Annotated in this window: 18 protein-coding genes; 10 read left to right on the top strand and 8 right to left on the bottom strand. The window is 70.4% G+C overall.

Annotated elements, in window-relative coordinates; all coding sequences use genetic code 11:
* Positions 1–2: 2 nt before the first annotated feature.
* The gene (locus KVT45_RS06300) at positions 3–998 is read left to right on the top strand and encodes a hypothetical protein (protein ID WP_217545485.1); all 996 of its coding nucleotides are present in this window, start codon (positions 3–5) and stop codon (positions 996–998) included.
* Positions 995–1873: a DUF6339 family protein gene (locus KVT45_RS06305; protein WP_217545486.1), complete on the top strand. Its 879-nt coding sequence runs from the start codon at positions 995–997 to the stop codon at positions 1871–1873. The genes KVT45_RS06300 and KVT45_RS06305 overlap by 4 nt, the downstream gene beginning before the upstream one ends.
* 18 nt (positions 1874–1891) lie before the next feature.
* On the opposite strand, the gene KVT45_RS06310 is transcribed toward KVT45_RS06305, so the two are convergent.
* From KVT45_RS06310 to KVT45_RS06325, 4 genes are all read right to left on the bottom strand, one after another.
* Positions 1892–3238, bottom strand: coding sequence for a DNA cytosine methyltransferase (locus tag KVT45_RS06310; RefSeq protein ID WP_217545487.1), 1347 nt, complete (start codon positions 3236–3238; stop codon positions 1892–1894).
* A gap of 11 nt (positions 3239–3249) precedes the next feature.
* Positions 3250–4245 carry a DNA cytosine methyltransferase gene (locus tag KVT45_RS06315; RefSeq protein ID WP_217545488.1) on the bottom strand — a complete coding sequence of 332 codons (996 nt, stop codon included), beginning with the start codon at positions 4243–4245 and terminating at the stop codon, positions 3250–3252.
* Positions 4242–4643 (bottom strand): very short patch repair endonuclease, encoded by a 402-nt coding sequence (locus KVT45_RS06320; RefSeq protein ID WP_089105347.1) that lies wholly within the window; start codon positions 4641–4643, stop codon positions 4242–4244. The genes KVT45_RS06315 and KVT45_RS06320 overlap by 4 nt, the downstream gene beginning before the upstream one ends.
* Before the next feature lie 403 nt (positions 4644–5046).
* Positions 5047–6057 (bottom strand): hypothetical protein, encoded by a 1011-nt coding sequence (locus KVT45_RS06325; RefSeq protein WP_217545489.1) that lies wholly within the window; start codon positions 6055–6057, stop codon positions 5047–5049.
* Between the two features lie 77 nt (positions 6058–6134).
* Between KVT45_RS06325 and KVT45_RS06330 the strand changes: the two genes are divergently transcribed.
* A complete protein-coding gene (locus KVT45_RS06330; protein ID WP_089105105.1) occupies positions 6135–6425 on the top strand; it encodes a DUF1905 domain-containing protein in 291 nt (96 codons plus the stop codon).
* Between the two features lie 71 nt (positions 6426–6496).
* Here KVT45_RS06330 and KVT45_RS06335 read toward each other — a convergent pair whose 3' ends face one another.
* Positions 6497–7969: a beta-1,6-galactanase gene (locus tag KVT45_RS06335; protein WP_217545490.1), complete on the bottom strand. Its 1473-nt coding sequence runs from the start codon at positions 7967–7969 to the stop codon at positions 6497–6499.
* Positions 7970–8245: 276 nt separating this feature from the next.
* Here KVT45_RS06335 and KVT45_RS06340 point away from each other — a divergent pair, with 276 nt between their 5' ends.
* Both KVT45_RS06340 and KVT45_RS06345 read left to right on the top strand, forming a co-directional pair.
* Positions 8246–9034 carry a class E sortase gene (locus KVT45_RS06340; protein WP_308310664.1) on the top strand — a complete coding sequence of 263 codons (789 nt, stop codon included), beginning with the start codon at positions 8246–8248 and terminating at the stop codon, positions 9032–9034.
* A 515-nt stretch (positions 9035–9549) separates the two neighbouring features.
* Positions 9550–10152 (top strand): hypothetical protein, encoded by a 603-nt coding sequence (locus KVT45_RS06345; protein WP_217545491.1) that lies wholly within the window; start codon positions 9550–9552, stop codon positions 10150–10152.
* 121 nt (positions 10153–10273) lie between these two features.
* Here the strand turns inward: KVT45_RS06345 and KVT45_RS06350 are convergent, their stop codons facing one another.
* Positions 10274–11680: an MFS transporter gene (locus KVT45_RS06350; protein ID WP_254646382.1), complete on the bottom strand. Its 1407-nt coding sequence runs from the start codon at positions 11678–11680 to the stop codon at positions 10274–10276.
* A gap of 92 nt (positions 11681–11772) precedes the next feature.
* On the opposite strand from KVT45_RS06350, the gene KVT45_RS06355 reads away from it, so the two are divergent.
* From KVT45_RS06355 to KVT45_RS06370, 4 genes are all read left to right on the top strand, one after another.
* Positions 11773–12300: a helix-turn-helix domain-containing protein gene (locus KVT45_RS06355; protein ID WP_217545493.1), complete on the top strand. Its 528-nt coding sequence runs from the start codon at positions 11773–11775 to the stop codon at positions 12298–12300.
* Positions 12301–12350: 50 nt separating this feature from the next.
* The gene (locus KVT45_RS06360) at positions 12351–12671 is read left to right on the top strand and encodes a DUF6412 domain-containing protein (protein ID WP_217545494.1); all 321 of its coding nucleotides are present in this window, start codon (positions 12351–12353) and stop codon (positions 12669–12671) included.
* Between the two features lie 116 nt (positions 12672–12787).
* Positions 12788–13492 (top strand): membrane protein insertase YidC, encoded by a 705-nt coding sequence (locus KVT45_RS06365; protein ID WP_217545495.1) that lies wholly within the window; start codon positions 12788–12790, stop codon positions 13490–13492.
* A gap of 130 nt (positions 13493–13622) precedes the next feature.
* Positions 13623–14480, top strand: a complete 858-nt coding sequence (locus KVT45_RS06370; protein ID WP_089105349.1) for a fumarylacetoacetate hydrolase family protein — start codon at positions 13623–13625, stop codon at positions 14478–14480.
* A 109-nt stretch (positions 14481–14589) separates the two neighbouring features.
* Here KVT45_RS06370 and KVT45_RS06375 read toward each other — a convergent pair whose 3' ends face one another.
* Complete coding sequence (locus KVT45_RS06375) at positions 14590–15090, bottom strand: heme-degrading domain-containing protein (RefSeq protein ID WP_217545496.1); 501 nt, start codon at positions 15088–15090, stop codon at positions 14590–14592.
* Entirely contained in the window at positions 15090–16166 is a 1077-nt protein-coding gene (locus tag KVT45_RS06380; protein ID WP_217545497.1) for a Gfo/Idh/MocA family oxidoreductase, read from the bottom strand. The genes KVT45_RS06375 and KVT45_RS06380 overlap by 1 nt, the downstream gene beginning before the upstream one ends.
* Before the next feature lie 48 nt (positions 16167–16214).
* On the opposite strand from KVT45_RS06380, the gene KVT45_RS06385 reads away from it, so the two are divergent.
* Positions 16215–17333, top strand: a complete 1119-nt coding sequence (locus KVT45_RS06385; RefSeq protein ID WP_217545498.1) for an ROK family transcriptional regulator — start codon at positions 16215–16217, stop codon at positions 17331–17333.
* Positions 17334–17388 lie beyond the last annotated feature (55 nt).

Below are 17388 nucleotides of genomic sequence, written 5' to 3' on the forward strand. Positions count from 1 at the left end.
GCGTGAAGATCTACCCGTACAAGCGACTCAACCGGCCGGTCGCTCTCAGAGTGACGTCGGTGTCCCTCAAGCTCTCGGACGGCACCCGCGACCAGCTGGAGACCACGGCGTACTCGACCCAACAGCAGTCCGTCGCGCTCGGCATCGCCGGTCACACCGACTGGGTGAGCGCCACGATCGGCCTGTCGGCGACGCTGCCACCCGGGGCGAATGCGCCGGACGCGGCCTGGTCCGATCTGAGCGTCCTCGCCGTGCTGACCGACGGCGAGACCAATGTCCGCACCTCCGCGGATCTCACGCTTGACGCGGAGGGCGGGCGGGACTGGTCGGGGTCGCTGGAGGTGCTCCGCGACGACCACTTGGGTCGAGCCTCCCTCGCCGTGTACGCCGTCGGGACGGTGGACGGAGTGCGCGGACGGTCGATTGCTGAGACCGACCGGAGCTGGATCGTCGACACGGTCTCCGACGAGCCCGTCCGTGGGCTCCAACTGGACGTCCAGACAGCATCGTTCAAGAGAAGCTCCCGGGAGTGGCTCCAGGCCTACGCCGACGCGCCCTGGATCGTGGACGCCTCGGCCAGAGTCCCCACCGTGTTCGTGAACACCGACGTCGAGGGTGTCATCGGCCTGCTGGACAGTAACGGCTCGGGAGTGGACAGCAAGGTACGTGACCTCTTGGTCGCCCAGATGGCCACCGACGTCTGGACCGCGGTGTTCCACGGTGCCATCGGCGATCTGGAGGTAGAACCCGGCGGCGCCCCGGTCTTCCCGACCGACTGGCAGGGCGAGGTGCTCCGGGAGATGCTCCCGGACGTCTTTCCAGGCGTCCATGTCGAGGAGGCCCTACGGCAGGTCCACCGCCGGCGTACCGGTGAATCGGGCTGGGTCGAGTTGCAGACCCGTATCCACTACGCGGCGGTCCGCCGCGCCGATGCCGCCAAGGCGCTTGCCTATGTGATCCGCAGTCTGGAACAGATGAACCGCGAGAGTGAGACGTGATCACCCAACCGAACCATGTACCGGAGCGGCTGGCGCTGCTCGCCACCTCGGCCGTCGATCCGTTCCTCACCGAGGAACTGCTCAGAGGCGAACAGGTCCACGGCGGCATCGACCTCGCCAAGGTCGTCGAACCGCTTCCCGAGGACGACGCCAGATGGTGGGTCGAGCCGATCCGAAGCCTGGTGGAAGACGCCATCTTCGAGTTCCGGGAGGACCGCACGCGAGCCGACGCATGGCTCGCGCCTCGGCTCCATGCCACGCTGCGCCTGACGCGACGAGAAGCGGCGGACAAGCGTCTGTGGAACCACCTCGCACTGGCGGTGGCTCCCGACTACGTGGTCTGGCGTCACCTTTCGGAACCGACGGTGAAGAAGCCGGAAAGGCGTGTCGCCGCGGAGCGCTTCCGGGGACCTGCCGACCGGCAGTGTTTCTCACGCCTGTGGTGGGCAGCGGAGCTGTTCAGGAACGGGGCGGACTACGAGCCGGTCGAGGCAGCCTGCGGAAACCAGGACCTCATCCACAGCGTTCTGAAGAAGGAGATGATCGACCACCGTCCCACTGCTCAGGCCATGGTCCGTCTGCTGAAGAGCGGACTGGTCACCACGGGGCGAGAGGTCGATGGCCTCAGCGTCGCGATCAACGCGGCCGGTGCGACCCTGATCTACGACATCCTCGGGCAGGACCGGCCTCGTGATCCCGTCCATCTGCGCGACTGGATCGCGGAAGCGGAATCGGCGCCACCGGTCGAGCGGTACGAACTCCCGAAGGGGCCCGACGAGGACCCTGTCCCGGAGGAGGCCGTGGCCGCGCTCACCAGCTACTTTGCAGAACTGTTCGAGACTGCGCCGGTCAGGGGCAGGAAGCCCGGGGATTGACCTGGCGCCGGGCTCGGACTACTTGGCCGACCCCTTCTTGCCCTTGCGCGGGCGCATGGATGAGGGCGGTGGCACTTGGTCCTTTGCCTGCGGGCACTTGTCGGTGCAGTTGTCGGGGGCCCCGCAGCCATTGCTTCGCAGCTTGGCTCGCTGCTCCTCCGTGGCCGGCTGCCAGGGCTTTGCCAATGCCCTTGGAGTCGGCTTGGGGAGTCCGAGAGCGGAACTCAGCAGGTGCGCACCGAACAGGGGCGGTACGGCGTTGCCCACCTGCTGGGCCTGCGCCGTTCCGGACCACGGATAGTCCGGCGGGAAGCTCTGCAGCATCCCCGCCTCGTTCATGCTGAACCGCGGACCCTCGTAGACGATGTTCTCGTTCAGGTGCTCGAAGACCACGAAACGGGAGATGCGGCCGGTGACGGTGGTGGCGGGCTGCTGGTCGGTCCGCACTCCACGCCTCCCCGGGTTCCCCGAACTGCCGTAGTTCGAGCGGACCAAGAAGGGAGTGACACGCCCGGGATGCGAGCCCACCGAGTCCGAGAGGGCATCACGCATTGACCTCCAGGGGAGCCTGTCCTCGTCGCTCCCCGATGTGCCGCCCTCGTCAAGGGTCGGCTGACGGGCCTGGTCAGGTGCGCTCGTCCCGTTGCTCCGGTTCCATTCCTTCGCATCATAGGAACGGTGTGTAGGGGAGGGGAGCGAGGGCTGACCGAGCCCTTCGCGTCGAGCGATCAACACCGCGCGAGATCGGGTCTGTGGTACCCCGTAGGTCTCGGTGTCCAGAACGCCGACGACAACCTTGTATTTGGTCCCGTCGGGGAGCCCTGTCTCGGCCAGCACCTTGGCGTAGTGCTCCCAGAGCGGGGCCACTGCTGGGACCTGCTCCAGGACGATCACATCGTACGGTCGGTTCTCACGATTGGGGCTCCGCGTTGCCTGAATCGCGTACCGCAGAGGTTCGAGGACCAGTGCAGTACGTGGATCGGGGAGATCCTTGAGCTCTTCGTCGATCTTCTTGTCGGAGTCACCTGGCATCAGCCTGTCGATGTACTTCTTGACCCTGTCCAAGGCCTGGCGCCCGGCGCCGTGCCCGGCCACCGAGTACGTCTGGCACGGAGGGCCGCCGGCGAGCACGTTGATCTCCGGCGGCAGCGACTCGAAGGCGTCCTTGCGTACCGCGCTCACATCCGCGTGCAGGGTGTCCAGCCCGGCAGCGTACCGGGTCAGGCACGCGCTTCTGTCCCACTCGATACCGAGACTCGGGATATCGAGCGAGTGACCGGCGACGTCCAGCCCTCCGGGACCTGCGAAGAGGTCGAGGACGAAGGGCTGGTCGAGGATGGGCTTGTGGGACGCCGTGCTGGTCATGTGGCCGAAGTCTAGCCGGCAGCGGGGACTGCTGGATCCAGAATCAGCGCTGCGGCGACAGCCCTCCCCAGCGCCTCTCCCACCGGCGGTGGTGTCGCGTGCCCGACCTGGCGGTATCGGGCGGTCTTGCGCCCGATGATCTCCCAAGTCTCGGGAAACCCCTGCAACAGCGCGGCCTGCTCGACCGTGATCTTCACCATGTTGTCCCTGCCGAGCTCGGGGTTCCATACGAAGTCCGCGTCGGGCACATCGTCGCCCACGGTGTGACCGTTGACACCCATGGTCGCCCAGGTCCGCTTGGCTCCCGTCGGTCCCAGGTCCGCGCCGCCCCGGTTCTTCGAGCCGCCGACCAGAGTCGGTGCCGGTCGATCGGCCTGCGCGACCCAACGGGCGGCGTCTGGCCAACCCCGTGAGGCCATGGTCGGTCCCAGAACGGCACCGACCGTCGTGGGCTGCTGCACGGTCGGTACCGGTGGCCGGAATTTCGAGGCCCATTGCTGCTCGATGGCGACGAGGACGCCCTGCTTGCGGTTCTGGGGCACGCCGAAGTCGACGGCGTTCACCACGAACCAACTGAACTCGTATCCCAAGTGGGCCAGTTCGGCTCGGGCGAAATCACGAAACTGTTGGTACGCGTCCGAGTGCGCGAGCCCCGGAACGTTCTCGATGAGCACCGCACGAGGCCTGATCGCATGGACGAGATAGACCGTGGCCTTCAGTAATTGCTCCTCCGCACGCGAATCCGCACGTCCGACGGTCGCACTCGACTTCACCCGCGGCAGGCCGGCCGAGAGGAGATCCACATCGAGGCTCACGGGATGTTCCGCCGGGTCGAAGTCCATCAGGTCGGCGTGAAGTACGTTCCAGTGCGGTCGGTTCGTCCGCAGAGTGCTGACGGCGATTTCGTCGTCGTCCAGCAACAGGTGCGGCTCGAATCCTGCCTGCTCCAGTCCGAGGGCGAGCCCACCGGCCCCGGAGCACACGTCGACGAAAGTCAGTCCACTCATTCTCTGCTCCCCCGGGTCGCTTCCGTCCGGCGCTGCTCCACAGCCGCCACCACCCGTACGGCCACTTCCCCAGGAGCCTCGTGCTCCCAGAATCGCAGCACCGTCCAGCCTTCCGCGATCAGATGCTCGGTCGTCTCCCGGTCGCGGGCCATGTTCCGATCAAGCTTGCGACGCCACCAGTCCGCGTTGGCCTTCGGGTGAGTGGCGTGCTGGGGACAGCCGTGCCAGAAGCAGCCGTCGATGAGGACGGCGACCTTGGCCCGAGTGAAGGCCACGTCGATCCGTCGCCGGGGCATGCCCGGCACGGGGTACTCCACGCGATAGCGCAGGCCGGCCGCGTGCAACAGCCGTCTTACAGCCAGCTCAGCCTCCGTGTCTTTGCTCACCTGCTTGCTCATGCGGGCGGAAACGGCAAGAGAGGAGGGGACGACATTGGGCACGGGATTATCCTGCCGGCGTAGGTGGATCGGCGTGTGGCCAGGGAAGGACTCGCCGCACTGGAGTGGGCATCGTCGGCGGAGGGGCCGCCCGCTTCTTTGTCAGTGTCGTGCCTCCGCGCCCCGCATCAAGGGCGCTCCCGCTCCGCTGCGCTCCGCGTCCGCGTCGGCTGCGCCGATGGCCCTTCGGGCCACCCTTGACCCGGGCCGCTCCGGCACGGGGGAGAAGCGAGCGGGCGGCCCGGGGAAAGTGGGCGGCTTGGCGGGGTGAGCCGAAGGGGTCGGCTGCGTTCGGGGCCGGGGTTGGGGCGCGTCGGGTGCGTGGGGGGCACGCCGGGTCGTCTTAGCGGGTGCGGAGGGTGGCTTACGAGCCGTGGCAGGCGTCGTACGGCTGGGTCTGGCCGCACCAGCAGTCCGAAGTGCGCTGCGGAGGCCAAGCCACCGCCCGCCCCCGGGCCGCCAGGGTCGTCGCGTACTGGGGGAGGAGGGTGGTGTCGCCGGGGGACGAGCCCTCCGAGGCTGCGAAGGCCTCGTAGGAGGGGACTGTGCCCGTGACGATGCCCAGGTTCCCGGTGCCGGAGACGGACAGTTCGCGGAGGGAGGACTCTATGGTCGAGAGGTGCTCCGGGTGGGAGGGGTATTCGGCGGCCAGGTCCGGGTACGCCGACAGCAACTCCTCCAGTTCTCCCGCCGGCCAGTGCAGGACCGCTACCGGGAAGGGGCGGGAGAGGGCCTCGCGGTAGGTGCCGAGTTCTGCTCGGAGGCGGGAGATTTCGGCTTCCAGTTCCTCCGGGTTGTCCGAGCCCAGGGACCAGACGCGCTTGGGGTCGTGGAGTTCGTCCAGGGAGATCGGGGAGGAGTGGAGGGTGTCGGCCAGGGCGTCCCAGTCGTCGTGGGGGAGGCCGAGCATGCGGCGGACCCGGTGGCGGCCGAAGAGGACGGGGTGGGTGGCGTAGGGGGGTTCGGCGACGTTCGTGAGGAGGAGGGTCGCCGCCTCTGTGAACGTGTCGTGCGCCGCTTCCAGCTCGTCGTGGGATTCCAGGGATTCGGCGACGATGACCCAGGGGGCCGGGTCCCGGGGGGCCGTGGTGCGGATGCCGTCGATGATCGCCCGCGCCTCGGCCTCGTGGTCGTACTCCCACAGGTTCGACGCCTTGAGGGCGCGGACGAGGGGCGCGTTCTCCAGGGTGTCCGGGGTGGAGAGGAGGCGGTCGTAGAGCGCGGTCGCGGCGGGGCGGGCGTCGGCCAGTTCCAGGTGGGCCGCGGCCTGGAGCAGCAGGGCCTCGGCGTCCTCGGGGTAGCGGTCGGCGGTCCGCTCCAGGCGTGCCGCTTCGGCGGTGTGGTCGACGTTCTCGGCAGGCGTGTCGGGGCGCATGAACGACACCGTACTGCCCGGCGGTGACAAAGAAGAGATAGGGATAGGGGGCAGTCGGTAGCGAGGGGAGTCGTTCGGTGCGGTTTGAGTTCGGTGGGTGTGTCGTGGAGTGGCGGGGGCCTGCTCCGTACTACTTCGTGCCGGTGCCGGAGGAGGAGTGCGAGGAGGTGCGGGCCGTGGCCGCCATGGCCTCCTACGGGTGGGGGGTCATTCCGGTCGAGGTGACCTTGGGTGGGGTGGTGTTCGAGACGTCCTTGTTTCCCAAGGACGGGGGGTATCTGCTGCCGCTCAAGAGTGCGGTGCGGAAGCCGCAGGGGCTGGAGGCGGGGGATGAGGTGCGGGTGGAGATGCGGGTTCGGCTGGGGTAGGGGGTGGGATGGCGGCGGGGCACGGTGGAGCTGCTTGGCCCCGCCGCCGGTCCGGTCCGGGACGGTTCCGGTCAGATCGTCACGCCGTCGATCTGGAGGGTCTGGACCGCCTTCGCCGCCACCGACACCGCGACCGTCTTCCCGGACAGGTAGGTGTCCGAGTACGACTTGTACGCGTCGCCGCCCGTCGTCACCGTGTTCCAGCGGGGGACCAGGCCGCCCGTGCCGCCCGTCACCGTGGTGAAGCCGGAGAGGTTGAAGGTGAAGGTCTGGGCGGAGGTGGCGGTGTTCAGGGCGACTATCACCAGGCGCTTCGCCGAGCTGTCGTAGGCCGCGACCGCGTTGCTCACGCCCGTGTCCAGGATCTTCATCCCGGGGCGGATGTGGCGGCTGAACTGCGCCATCACGTAGTACTTGGTGGTGACCGCGCCGGCCGCCAGGGTGCTCGCGTCGTACGCGATCATCGCCCAGTTCGAGGACGGGTCCATGACCTGCCAGTAGACCCAGGCCGTGGGGTGCAGCCAGCGGAAGTCGTAGAGCAGGTTGAAGGCCATGGTGTAGCCGGTGCCGTCGTTGTCGCCGGTCTCGGAGTTCCAGAGGGCCTTGCCGGCCGTCGTCACGACGTCGGTGTAGAGCAGGTCGCGGCGGCCGCCCGAGCCCTGGTAGCCGTGGACGTTCACGCGGTCCACGTAGCCCTTCGTGGTGGAGGAGAAGGCGCTCCAGGTGGTGCGGGCCAGGTCGTAGCTCGTCTCGTCCGAGGCCGAGATCTTGGTGCTGGTCAGGCCTCGGCTGTTCAACTCGCTTCGGAGGTAGGGGAGTACGGCTGACTGGACTGTCGAGTCCATGTGGCAGCCCTCTTGGGTGCCCGTCGCCGTCCACCAGGACGACGACGGTTCGTTGAAGGCCTCCACCGTCGCGAAGTTCACGCCCCAGTTGTTCTTGGCGTACAGGGCCACGGAGGCGAGGTGGGAGGCGTGCTGGCGGTAGTTCCAGGACTGCAGGTTGTTGCCGCCGTCGGAGGCGCCGGACGGGTTGTGGTTCAGACACATCCACCACATGGGGGAGTTGGCGAAGAGCTCGGCCGTCGCGCCGCGGTTCACCGCCTTCACGAGCATGGCTCGTTGCGTTGCGTCGGCGGTCCAGTCCCAGGCCGAGGACGTCGGGTCCTCGTTGTTCCAGTCCTGCCAGTAGCCCTCGATCTGCTTGAACGCGGGGATGTTGGCGGAGGCCACCATGCTCTCGCCGCTCACGCTGTTCCAGCTGGACGCGCCCAGGTTGTAGCGGGCGATGTTCAGGCCCAGGCCGGGGAGCGAAGTGCTGTTGTACGTCGTCGACTTGGTGGTGAAGAAGATGTCGGCGAAGTCGTCCCGGGTGCCGAAGACGTTGCCCCACCAGGCCAGCGAGGTACCCCAGCCCTCCCAGGTGCCGTACGAGGTGGACGGGCTGACGGCGATGGTCGCGTCGGCCCGGGCCGTGCCGGTTGCCAGGGCGCTGCCCAGGAGGCCGCCTCCCGCGGCGGCCAGGAGTGTTCTGCGTCGGATCATGGCTGCTTCTCAACCTCTCCGTGCGGCTCAAACACCGGTTCCCGAACCGGCGTTGACTCGTCCCCCCGCATGCCAACAGGAAGCATCAGGTGTGGTGTGTGAGGTTGTCGAGGGGTGTGACAGTGCTTTCTGACAGTGGTTTCTAAAACCCGTTGAGGAAGAGGTGGGGGCGAGGAAGGGGGGGAGGTCCGGTGAGAGGGGTCCCCGCGGCTCTGGTGAGTTGGCGGCGGCCGCCTTATCGTGCGGGACCGACCGGGGGTCGGCGGGAGGTGCGCGGTGCGGGTCGTGGGGCACGGTGAGCGGCGGTGGCGGGCCCGGCGTCGGCGGGTGCTGTGGACCGGGGGCGAACTTCTCGTCACGGTGGGCGTGGTGCTCATGCTCCTTGTCGTGCACCAGCTGTGGTGGACCAACCGGGAGGCCAGGCAGGGGGCCGAGCGGAAGGTGGCGGCACTGGAGCGGGAGTGGGGCAGCGGGGGGTCGAACGGCTCCGGGGGCGATGGCGGTGGAGGGAAGGGCGGCTCCGGTGCGGCCGGTTCCGCATCGTCCGCCGGGGCGTCCGGCGCCGGCCGGAAGCAGACGTCGTACACCACCCGGGTCGTCGCCTCCCAGGCGTACGCCATCCTCGTCATCCCGCGGCTCGGGCTGCGCGTCCCGATCGCCGAGGGCGTCAGCAAGCCGAAGGTGCTCAACCACGGGTACGTCGGCCACTACCCCGGCACCCAGCAGCCGGGCCAGGCCGGGAACTTCGCGCTCGCCGGGCACCGCAACACCCACGGCGAGCCGTTCCGCTATCTGCCGCGGCTCAAGCGCAAGGACACGATCGAGGTCGAGACGGAGTCGGCGACGTACACGTACGCCGTGGACCAGATCCTGCCGCAGACGTCGTCCCGGGACTCGGGGGTCGTCAGGGCCGTACCGCGTTCGATCGTGAAGCCGTCGTACGGGTACAAGGTGCCCGGCTACTACATCACCCTCACTACCTGTACGCCCGAGTTCACCTCGCGGTACCGGATGGTGGTGTGGGGGAAGCTGGTGTCGATGCGGCCGCGGGCGGGGACCGGGTGACCGTCGGGGTCGGGGTCGGGGTCGGGTGAGGTGCGGAGGGCGGAGGGCCGGGGGTTCGGAGTCCGGCGATTTTCGCGGGAGTTGAGGCGCCGAGGAAGGTCAGCGGGTGAGGAGGCGCCGGGGCCCGGTTCGGCGTCCTGCGGCTCCCGGCAGGCGACGGGCGACCGCATCGCCTACCGTGAAGAGGTTCGGTGAGCCCGGGGTCCTCGACCTCGGAGCACTCACGTCCGCAGTCGCGGACACGCCCGGTGGGGCCGGGAGGACACCGGTCGCCCCACTGTCTCGCCCTCGGCCCAGGCCCAGGACCTCATGGGGGTTCTGGGAGTCACGTATGCCGAGGACATGAGGTGTCCGCGACGCTTCCTGCTGGTCGGTGCCGCCCTGACAGGTGCCGTCGGGACTGGTGGCGCCACTCTGCGTGAGGGGTTCGGCAACTCCCCACCTGTGGTGCCTCCTGGAAACGGCACGGCGGTCGCCGAGTCGCAGGCGACTCAAGAACTGGAGGGATCACGACCATGTCCCGCCTGTCTCTGAAAGCCACACTGTGCATGTTCGTCGCGTTGCTGATGGCAGCGCTGTGGACGCAACCGGCAAGCGCGTACACCTGGGCCCGAAGGGTCACCGTGTACAACGCTTCCGGCCTGTGCGTCCAGGGAGACGCAGGAATCGACCACCAGAGGCCCGGCGCGTTCTCCGGCAACCTCGCCTACTCAAATACCTACGCGCTGAAGCAGGGATGCGGTACGGGTCTGAACGAGCCCGACGGCTGGGCCGCCACGCGAGCGATCGTCTTCAAGTGGAACGGGTCCGGCTGGGACGTGTGCCGCAGCAGTGCCTGGAAGTTCGGTGCCACCGGCGTGAACCGGTGGGGTCCGTGGGGGCCGGAGCAGCTCATCGACTGGGGCGGGTGGGCTTCGTGCGGGGCGGGTTTCTACGGAACGCAGGCCGCGGCCTTCGTCTGGGACGGGTCCGCATGGCGAGGGGGCAGTGTCTGGTCGGGGTTCGAACAGGCCACGCCCGCGGGAGTCACGCACCTGCGGCAGCCCGCGAACAGTTCCGCTCCCGCTCCGCACGTCACGGCGCCCGCTGTCCGGCCGGGGGCACGGGCTGCCCGGTAACGGGCGAGAGCAGGAGGCACTTTGAGGAAGTGTCCGGCGCGTTTGCGAAGGCGCGTCGGACACTTCCGCGCTGGTGAAGGAACGTACGGTCGAGGCACTGTCGGCGCCGGATCCGCTACCGCTACCGCGCCCGCTCCCGCAGCGCCACCACCCCCGCCGCCCCCAGTACCGCCACTCCCGCGGAGACCACCATCGCCACGTCCGCCCCGTGTGCCAGGCCGGTGCCGGACGACGTGGCCAGGGCGATGGTCAGGGCCACGCCCGCGCAGGAGCCGATGTAGCGGAAGGTCTGCTGGGCGCCCGAGCCCATCGCGGCGCGGGCGGCGGGGACCGACTCCACCGCCAGGAGGGGGAGCGCGGCGTTGAGGAGGCCGCTGCCCACCCCGCCGAGGACCAGGCCCGGCAGCAGCCGGGGCCAGGAGCCCGCGTCCAGGGCGCCCAGCATGGCCAGTGCGCCGCCCGCGTGGAGGAGGAAACCGGCGGCGAGTTGCCAGCGGGGTGAGACCCGGCCCGCCAGGCGCTTCGCCTGCAGCGCCACCGTGAAGGACAGGCCGGACCAGAGCAGGAACAGCCACGCCGTGTCCATCGCGGACATTCCCAGCGTCCGCTGGAGCAGCGCCGGCAGATAGCTGAACAGGCCTATCACCGTCAGGCCCGTGACCAGGCCGCTGAGGGAGGAGGCCAGGAAGCGGGGGGTGCGGAAGAGGGCCAGGTCGATCATCGGGGTGGACGAGAAGCGGCGCTCGACGAGGGTGAAGGCCGCCAGCAGGACGACCGTGGCCGCCAGCAGCAGGGCCACCGGTGCGCGCAGCCAGCCGTCCCGGCCCAGGGTCAGCGCCGCCACCAGGGACACCAGTGCGAGCCCGAAGGTCAGGGCCCCGGCGACGTCAGGGCGGCCGCCGCGCGGTGAGCGGGACTCCGTCAGCGTGCGGAAGGAGACTCCGGCCACCAGCAGCGCGGCCGCGCCCAGGACGGCGTACGCCACCCGCCAGCTGGGCATCGCGCCGGCGACCAGCGGGCCGAGTGCGATGCCGCCGCTCACGAACGCGCCCCACACGCCCGTCGCGTGCAGTCGGCCGCGGGGGCTCGGGAACGCGGCCACCAGCAGGCCCAGGCTGCTCGCCAGGATCGCCGCGCTCGCCGCGCCCTGCGCCACCCGGGCCAGGGTGAAGGCCCAGGTGGAGGTCGTCAGGCCGCCGAGGGCGGTGGTCAGGCCGAGGGCGAGGGTGCCGGCGACGAAGACCCGGCGGCGGCCGTAGTCGTCGGCCAGGCTGCCCACCACCAGCAGGAGGGCGGCGAGGCCGAGCGGGGTGCCGTTCAGCAGCCAGGCCTGGGCGGAGAGCGGGGTGTGCAGGGCGGCGACCGTGTCCGGGAGCGTGACCACCGGGGCGGTGTACGTCATCAGGGCCACGGCGGTCGCGGCGCTGGTGAGGGCCAGGGTGGGGCGGCCGCTCCGGGCGGGGGCGGGGTCCGTGACCGGGATAGATGCGGATGCGGATGCAGGTGGTGCAGGGCTCGCACGCTTCATGGTTCTTTCATTGAACCTAGTCATGGGGGTACCGTAGCATCGTTGGTTCGTTCATTGAACCCGCTACTGGGAAACTGACTAAGGTGGTCCCCATGGCACTGGGCAAGGACTACGCGACACAGGAGTGCTCGATCGCCCGCGCGCTGGAGGTCGTCGGCGAGCGCTGGACCCTGCTCGTCGTCCGCGACGCGCTCTACGGCGTCCGGCGCTACAACGACTTCCTCGTCCACCTCGGCATCCCGCGCGCCGTCCTGTCGGCCCGCCTCAGGACGCTCACCGAGGAGGGGATCCTGGAGAAGCGCCGGTACCAGGACTCGCCGCCCCGGGACGAGTACGTCGTCACCGAGCGCGGGATCGCGCTGTGGCCCGCCCTGCGCGCCCTCGCCGTCTGGGGGCGCGAGCACCTCACGGACGTTCGGCTGCGCTACTTCCGGCACGCCGACTGCGGGACCGAACTCGGCTCGTACGGCGAATGTCCCGCCTGCGGAACCGTCGTACCCGTCGCCGACGTTCTCATCACGCCGGGACCGGGACTCGACCCCGACCCGGCGGACCCGGTCAGCCGGGCGCTCCTCAAGCCCAAGAGGCTCCTGGAGCCGCTGGAAACCGGTCATGTATAACGATCATGTGCAAACGGCAGTGAGACAGAGCTGAAGCCAGGGGGGTGGGCATGCGCGTGAACAGCCGCTGGATGCTGTCGTCCCGTCCCGCCGCCCTCCTGCTGCTCCTCCTGCTCGACCTCCTCCTGCTCGACTCCGGCAGCCTCTTCACCACCGTCGCGCTCGCCGCGACCGCCGCCGCAGGCTCGGCCCTCGCCGTCTGTTCGGTGCGCGCCGCGCGCACCGCGTCCGCCGTGCCGCCCACCCGGGTCCGTACGGCGATACGCGACCGGGCCCGGCGTACCGCCTTCCTGCCGCAGCGCGACCCGGACGCCAAGGGCCGCAGCCGCCCGCGAGCACCCGGACACGCCCTCCCGGCGACCGCCGCGTAGGCCACCCGGCCGGCCCCTGGGCCCCCGGATGACCCCGCGCGGGTCGTCATGCCGTCACACCTCTTCACCCACGGCACGACGAGACCCCCGGAGGGCTCCCACCCATGTCCGTCTCCATGTCCGCTTTCGCAGGCCTGGTCGAGCATCTCGCCGACCTGCTGCAGCCGCTCTTCCACGCCTCCGCGGCCGCCGCCGCGATCGTCCTGTTCACCGCGCTCGTACGACTGCTCGTGCATCCCCTGTCCCGGGCCGCCGCCCGCGGCCAGCGCGCCCGGGCCGAGCTCCAGCCCAGAATCGCCGAGCTGCGCAAGCGGCACGGCAAGGACCAGGAGGCGTTGCAGAAGGCCGTGCTGGAGCTGCACACGGAGGAGAAGGTGTCGCCGCTGTCCGGCTGCCTGCCCGGGCTGCTGCAACTGCCCGCGTTCTTCCTCCTCTACCACCTCTTCTCCAACTCGACGATCGGCGGCCACGACAACGGCCTGCTCTCCCACGACCTGTTGGGCGCCCCGCTCGGCGGGCGGTGGAGCGATGTCCTCGCGGACGGCGGGCTCGGGAGCGCCGGGCTGGTGTATCTGGCGCTGTTCGCGGTGGTCGCCGTCGTCGCCACCTTCAACTTCCGCCGCGCCAGGCGGACGGCGGCGGCGGTGGCGGTGGGCGAGGCGGACCAGCAGGTGCCCGGGGTCGGCGCGGTCACCAAGGTGATGCCGTACCTGTCGTACTTCACGCTGATCAGCGTGGCCGTGGTGCCGCTGGCCGCCGCGCTGTACGTGGTGACGAGCACGACGTGGAGTGCGGTGGAGCGCGCGGTGCTGTACCGGTGAGAGCCGTTGCTACGGTCCAGTACGTGAACAGGCTCTTGCCCGTTGCACCCTCATCTTGGAGGATCGACCAGTCCTCCGATGGCTGCACCCATCGGTCGGGCGACTGCTGTCAAGGGAGATGGTGACGACCATGAAGCTGCTGCGAGTCGGTACGGCGGGGGCGGAGCGGCCCGCGCTGCTCGACGCCGAGGGTGTCCTGCGGGACCTGACGGGGATCGTCGACGACATCGACGGGGCGCTGCTCGCCGACGACGCGGCCCTCGGCCGGGTCCGGGCCGCCGCCGACGCCGGGGAACTGCCCGCGCTCGACGCGACCGGGCTGCGGATCGGGCCGCCGCTGGGGCGGATCGGCAAGGTCGTGTGCATCGGGCTCAACTACCACGACCACGCCCGCGAGACGGGGGCCGAGCCGCCGGCCGAGCCGGTCGTCTTCTTCAAGGCCGCGGACACGGTCGTCGGGCCGTACGACACCGTGCTGGTGCCCCGCGGGTCCGTGAAGACCGACTGGGAGGTGGAGCTGGCGGTCGTCATCGGGCGTACGGCCCGTTATGTGGCCGACGACGAGGACCCGCTGGCCTATGTCGCCGGGTACGCCGTCGCACACGACGTGTCCGAGCGGGAGTTCCAGATCGAGCGGGGCGGGACCTGGGACAAGGGGAAGAACTGCGAGACGTTCAACCCGCTCGGGCCGTGGCTGGTGACCGCGGACGAGGTCGGCGATCCGCAGGGGCTGTCGCTGAAGCTCTGGGTGAACGGCGAGCTGAAGCAGGACGGGACCACGGCCGAGCAGATCTTTTCGGTCGCCGAAGTGGTGAGGTATGTCAGCCGGTTCATGGTGCTGTACCCCGGGGACGTGATCAACACCGGGACTCCGGCGGGGGTTGCGTTGGGGGCGCCGGAGCCGAAGCCGTTCCTGCGGGCCGGGGATGTGGTGGAGCTGGAGATCGGGGGGCTTGGGCGTCAGCGGCAGGAGCTTAAAGACGCGTAGCCGCTCCGCTGGGAGAGCCGGGGAACTGCGCTCGTCGGTCATCCGCGGGCCGGATGTGGCTGGTCGCGCAGTTCCCCGCGCCCCTGACGGGGCGCTCCAGTGAGGTCTGCTACAACTTCAGGAAGCTTTCCAGGGCCGCCACCACGAAGCGGTGGTCCTCCAGTTGTGGCAGGCCCGAGACCGTCACCGATCCGATGACGCCCACGTTCTCCACGGTGATCGGGAACGAGCCGCCGTGGGCCGCGTACTCGTCCGGGTCCAGGCGGGAGGACTCCTCGAAGGTCGTGCCCTTGGCCCGGAAGCGGGCGCCGACCAGGTAGGACGCCGAGCCGTAGCGCTCCACCACCCGGCGCTTGCGGGTGATCCACGCGTCGTTGTCGGGGGTCGAGCCGGGCAGGGCCGCGTGGAAGAGCTGCTGGCCCGCGCGGTGGATGTCGATGGCCACGGGGGCTTGGCGCTCCCGTGCCATCTCCACCAGCAGGGAGCCGAGGGCCCACGCTTCGTCGTACGTGAACTGCCGGAAGACCAGGAGTCGCTCCTGCTTCTCCAGCTCCTCCACCGACGGGGTGAGTTCGGGAGCGAACCTCGGGGTGATCTGCGGGTGCTGCATCAGAGGGTCACCGTCACCTTGTCTCGCGCCGAGCGGCGGGCTGCTTCCAGTACGTCCAGGGCGGCGGCCGCCTCCAGCGCGGTCACCGGGTTGGGGCCCTCGCCCCGCAGGGCCCGGGCCACGGCCGCGTAGTACGCGGGGTAGCCGCCGGGGAGGGTGGGGACGGCCCGGCCGCCGCCGGTGACCGGGGACTCGCCGGCACCGATACGACCGTACAGCGACTCCGGTTCGTGGCCCCAGGCGTCCGCGGCGCCGGGGCGCTCGCCCGTGCGCAGGGCGTCCTCCTGCGGGTCCAGGCCGTACTTGACGTAACCGGCCTTCGAGCCCAGCACCCGGAAACGCGGGCCGAGCTGGGCCGTCGTCGCCGAGACGTAGAGGTGGGAGCGGACGCCGCCCGCGTGGGTGAGCGCGATGAACGTGTCGTCGTCGGTCTCGGCGCCGGCCCGGCGGATCACCGACTCGGCGTACACCTCGGTGACGGGGCCGAAGAGGACCAGGGCCTGGTCGACGACATGGCTGCCGAGGTCGTAGAGGAGACCTCCGATCTCTGCCGGGTCGCCGGACTCGCGCCAGCCGCCCTTGGGCTGCGGACGCCAGCGTTCGAAGCGGGACTCGAAGCGCCAGGCGTCGCCGAGTTCGCCGTCCTCAAGCAGCTTGCGCAGGGTGAGGAAGTCGTTGTCCCAGCGGCGGTTCTGGAAGACCGAGAGCAGCAGACCGCGCTCCTCGGCCAGGGCGGCCAGCTCGCGCGCCTCGGCGGCGGTGCCGGCGACCGGCTTGTCGACCACGACCGGCAGGCCCGCCTTGAGGGCGGTCGTCGCCAGCGGGACGTGCGTCTTGTTCGGGGACGCGATGACGAGGAGGTCGAGTTCGGCAGCCCGGTCGAACAGCTCGTCGGGGGTGGCGACCGTCCGGACCTCGGGGAACTCGGCCTTCGCCTGCGCCTGCCGCTCGGGGTTCGAGGTGACCACCGTGTCCAGGGCGAGGCCCTCGGTGGCGGCGATCAGGGGGGCGTGGAAGACGGATCCGGCGAGGCCGTAACCGACGAGGCCGACGCGCAGGGGAGTGGCAGCTGTCATGCGTCCTACTTTCGCAACGCTGTTGCCAAAGTGCAAGTGGCAGGGAGAATGAGTGGCGTGAACAGGACGAGGAGCGGACGACCGGGTGCCGCCGGGGCGAATCTGCCGGCCATGCGCAGCCACAACACCGCGCTGGTGCTGGATCTGCTGCGCACGGCGGGCGAGGGCGGCATCAGCCGGCTCGAACTGGCCGAGCGGACCGGGCTCACCCCGCAGGCGGTCAGCAAGATCACCGCCCGGCTGCGGGAGGAGGGCCTCGCCGCGGAGGCCGGGCGGCGCGCGTCCACGGGCGGCAAGCCGGCCACCGTACTGCGGCTGGTGCCGGACGCCGGGCACGCGGTGGGGATCCAGCTCGACCGGGACGAGCTGCGCGCGGTGCTCGTCGATCTCGACGGCACGGTGGTGGCGGCGCGGCAGGCGGAGGTGGACCTGGGGGCCGGGGCGGAGGCCGTGCTTGGCGCGGTCGTGGAGCTGGCCGGGGAACTGGTCGAGCGCGGCGGCGACACCCTGCTCGGGGTCGGGGTCGGGGCGCCCGGTCCGCTCGACCACATCCACGGGGTGCTGCACCGGGTCACCGGGTTCCCCGAGTGGGACGGCTTCCCGCTGCGGGACGCGCTCGCGGAGCGGCTCGGGGTGCCGGTCGTCGTCGACAAGGACAGCAACGCGGCGGCCCTCGGACTCGCCGTCGGCGGCGAGAGCGGGTCCTTCGCCTGCCTGCTCCTCGGTACGGGGCTGGGCGCCGGTCTGGTGATCGGCGACACCGTGCACCGGGGGGCGCGCACCGGGGCCGGGGAGTTCGGGCACCAGGTCGTCCAGCTCGACGGGCCGCCCTGCCACTGCGGCAACCGCGGCTGCATCGAGGCGCTGTGCCTGGCGGCCGTGGCCCGCGGTGACGTGGCCGAGGCGGCGCGGGTCCTCGGCGTCGGCGCCGCGAACCTGGCCGGCCTGCTCGACATCGACCTCGTGCTGCTCGGCGGCCGGACGATCGCGGCCGCGCCGGAGCCCTTCGTGCGCGGGGTCGCCGCCGTCCTCGACGACCACACCCGGCGGGAGGGAAGCCTGCGTACGACGGTCCCCGTCCGCCTCGCCCCCGGCGGCGGCCGGGGTGTCGCGGAGGGCGCGGCCCAGCTGCTCCTCGCCCCGCTGTTCGGGCGCGCGGACGGCTGATCGCCGCTCGGCCGGGCGGGGCACGGGGGGCGGCTGATCGGGCGGAGTGAGTCCG

The sequence above is a fragment of the Streptomyces sp. GbtcB6 genome, from assembly GCF_019091475.1.
GTDB classification, from domain to species: domain Bacteria; phylum Actinomycetota; class Actinomycetes; order Streptomycetales; family Streptomycetaceae; genus Streptomyces; species Streptomyces hyaluromycini.

What these genes read in the sequence shown, in the direction of transcription:
- KVT45_RS06310 (WP_217545487.1), bottom strand. Translation starts at nt 3,238, where the DNA reads ATGACCAGCACGGCGTCCCACAAGCCCATCCTCGACCAGCCCTTCGTC.
- KVT45_RS06315 (WP_217545488.1), bottom strand. Translation starts at nt 4,245, where the DNA reads ATGAGTGGACTGACTTTCGTCGACGTGTGCTCCGGGGCCGGTGGGCTC.
- KVT45_RS06320 (WP_089105347.1), bottom strand. Translation starts at nt 4,643, where the DNA reads ATGAGCAAGCAGGTGAGCAAAGACACGGAGGCTGAGCTGGCTGTAAGA.
- KVT45_RS06325 (WP_217545489.1), bottom strand. Translation starts at nt 6,057, where the DNA reads ATGCGCCCCGACACGCCTGCCGAGAACGTCGACCACACCGCCGAAGCG.
- KVT45_RS06335 (WP_217545490.1), bottom strand. Translation starts at nt 7,969, where the DNA reads ATGATCCGACGCAGAACACTCCTGGCCGCCGCGGGAGGCGGCCTCCTG.
- KVT45_RS06345 (WP_217545491.1), top strand. Translation starts at nt 9,550, where the DNA reads ATGTCCCGCCTGTCTCTGAAAGCCACACTGTGCATGTTCGTCGCGTTG.
- KVT45_RS06350 (WP_254646382.1), bottom strand. Translation starts at nt 11,680, where the DNA reads ATGAAGCGTGCGAGCCCTGCACCACCTGCATCCGCATCCGCATCTATC.
- KVT45_RS06355 (WP_217545493.1), top strand. Translation starts at nt 11,773, where the DNA reads ATGGCACTGGGCAAGGACTACGCGACACAGGAGTGCTCGATCGCCCGC.
- KVT45_RS06360 (WP_217545494.1), top strand. Translation starts at nt 12,351, where the DNA reads ATGCGCGTGAACAGCCGCTGGATGCTGTCGTCCCGTCCCGCCGCCCTC.
- KVT45_RS06365 (WP_217545495.1), top strand. Translation starts at nt 12,788, where the DNA reads ATGTCCGCTTTCGCAGGCCTGGTCGAGCATCTCGCCGACCTGCTGCAG.
- KVT45_RS06370 (WP_089105349.1), top strand. Translation starts at nt 13,623, where the DNA reads ATGAAGCTGCTGCGAGTCGGTACGGCGGGGGCGGAGCGGCCCGCGCTG.
- KVT45_RS06375 (WP_217545496.1), bottom strand. Translation starts at nt 15,090, where the DNA reads ATGCAGCACCCGCAGATCACCCCGAGGTTCGCTCCCGAACTCACCCCG.
- KVT45_RS06380 (WP_217545497.1), bottom strand. Translation starts at nt 16,166, where the DNA reads ATGACAGCTGCCACTCCCCTGCGCGTCGGCCTCGTCGGTTACGGCCTC.
- KVT45_RS06385 (WP_217545498.1), top strand. Translation starts at nt 16,215, where the DNA reads ATGAGTGGCGTGAACAGGACGAGGAGCGGACGACCGGGTGCCGCCGGG.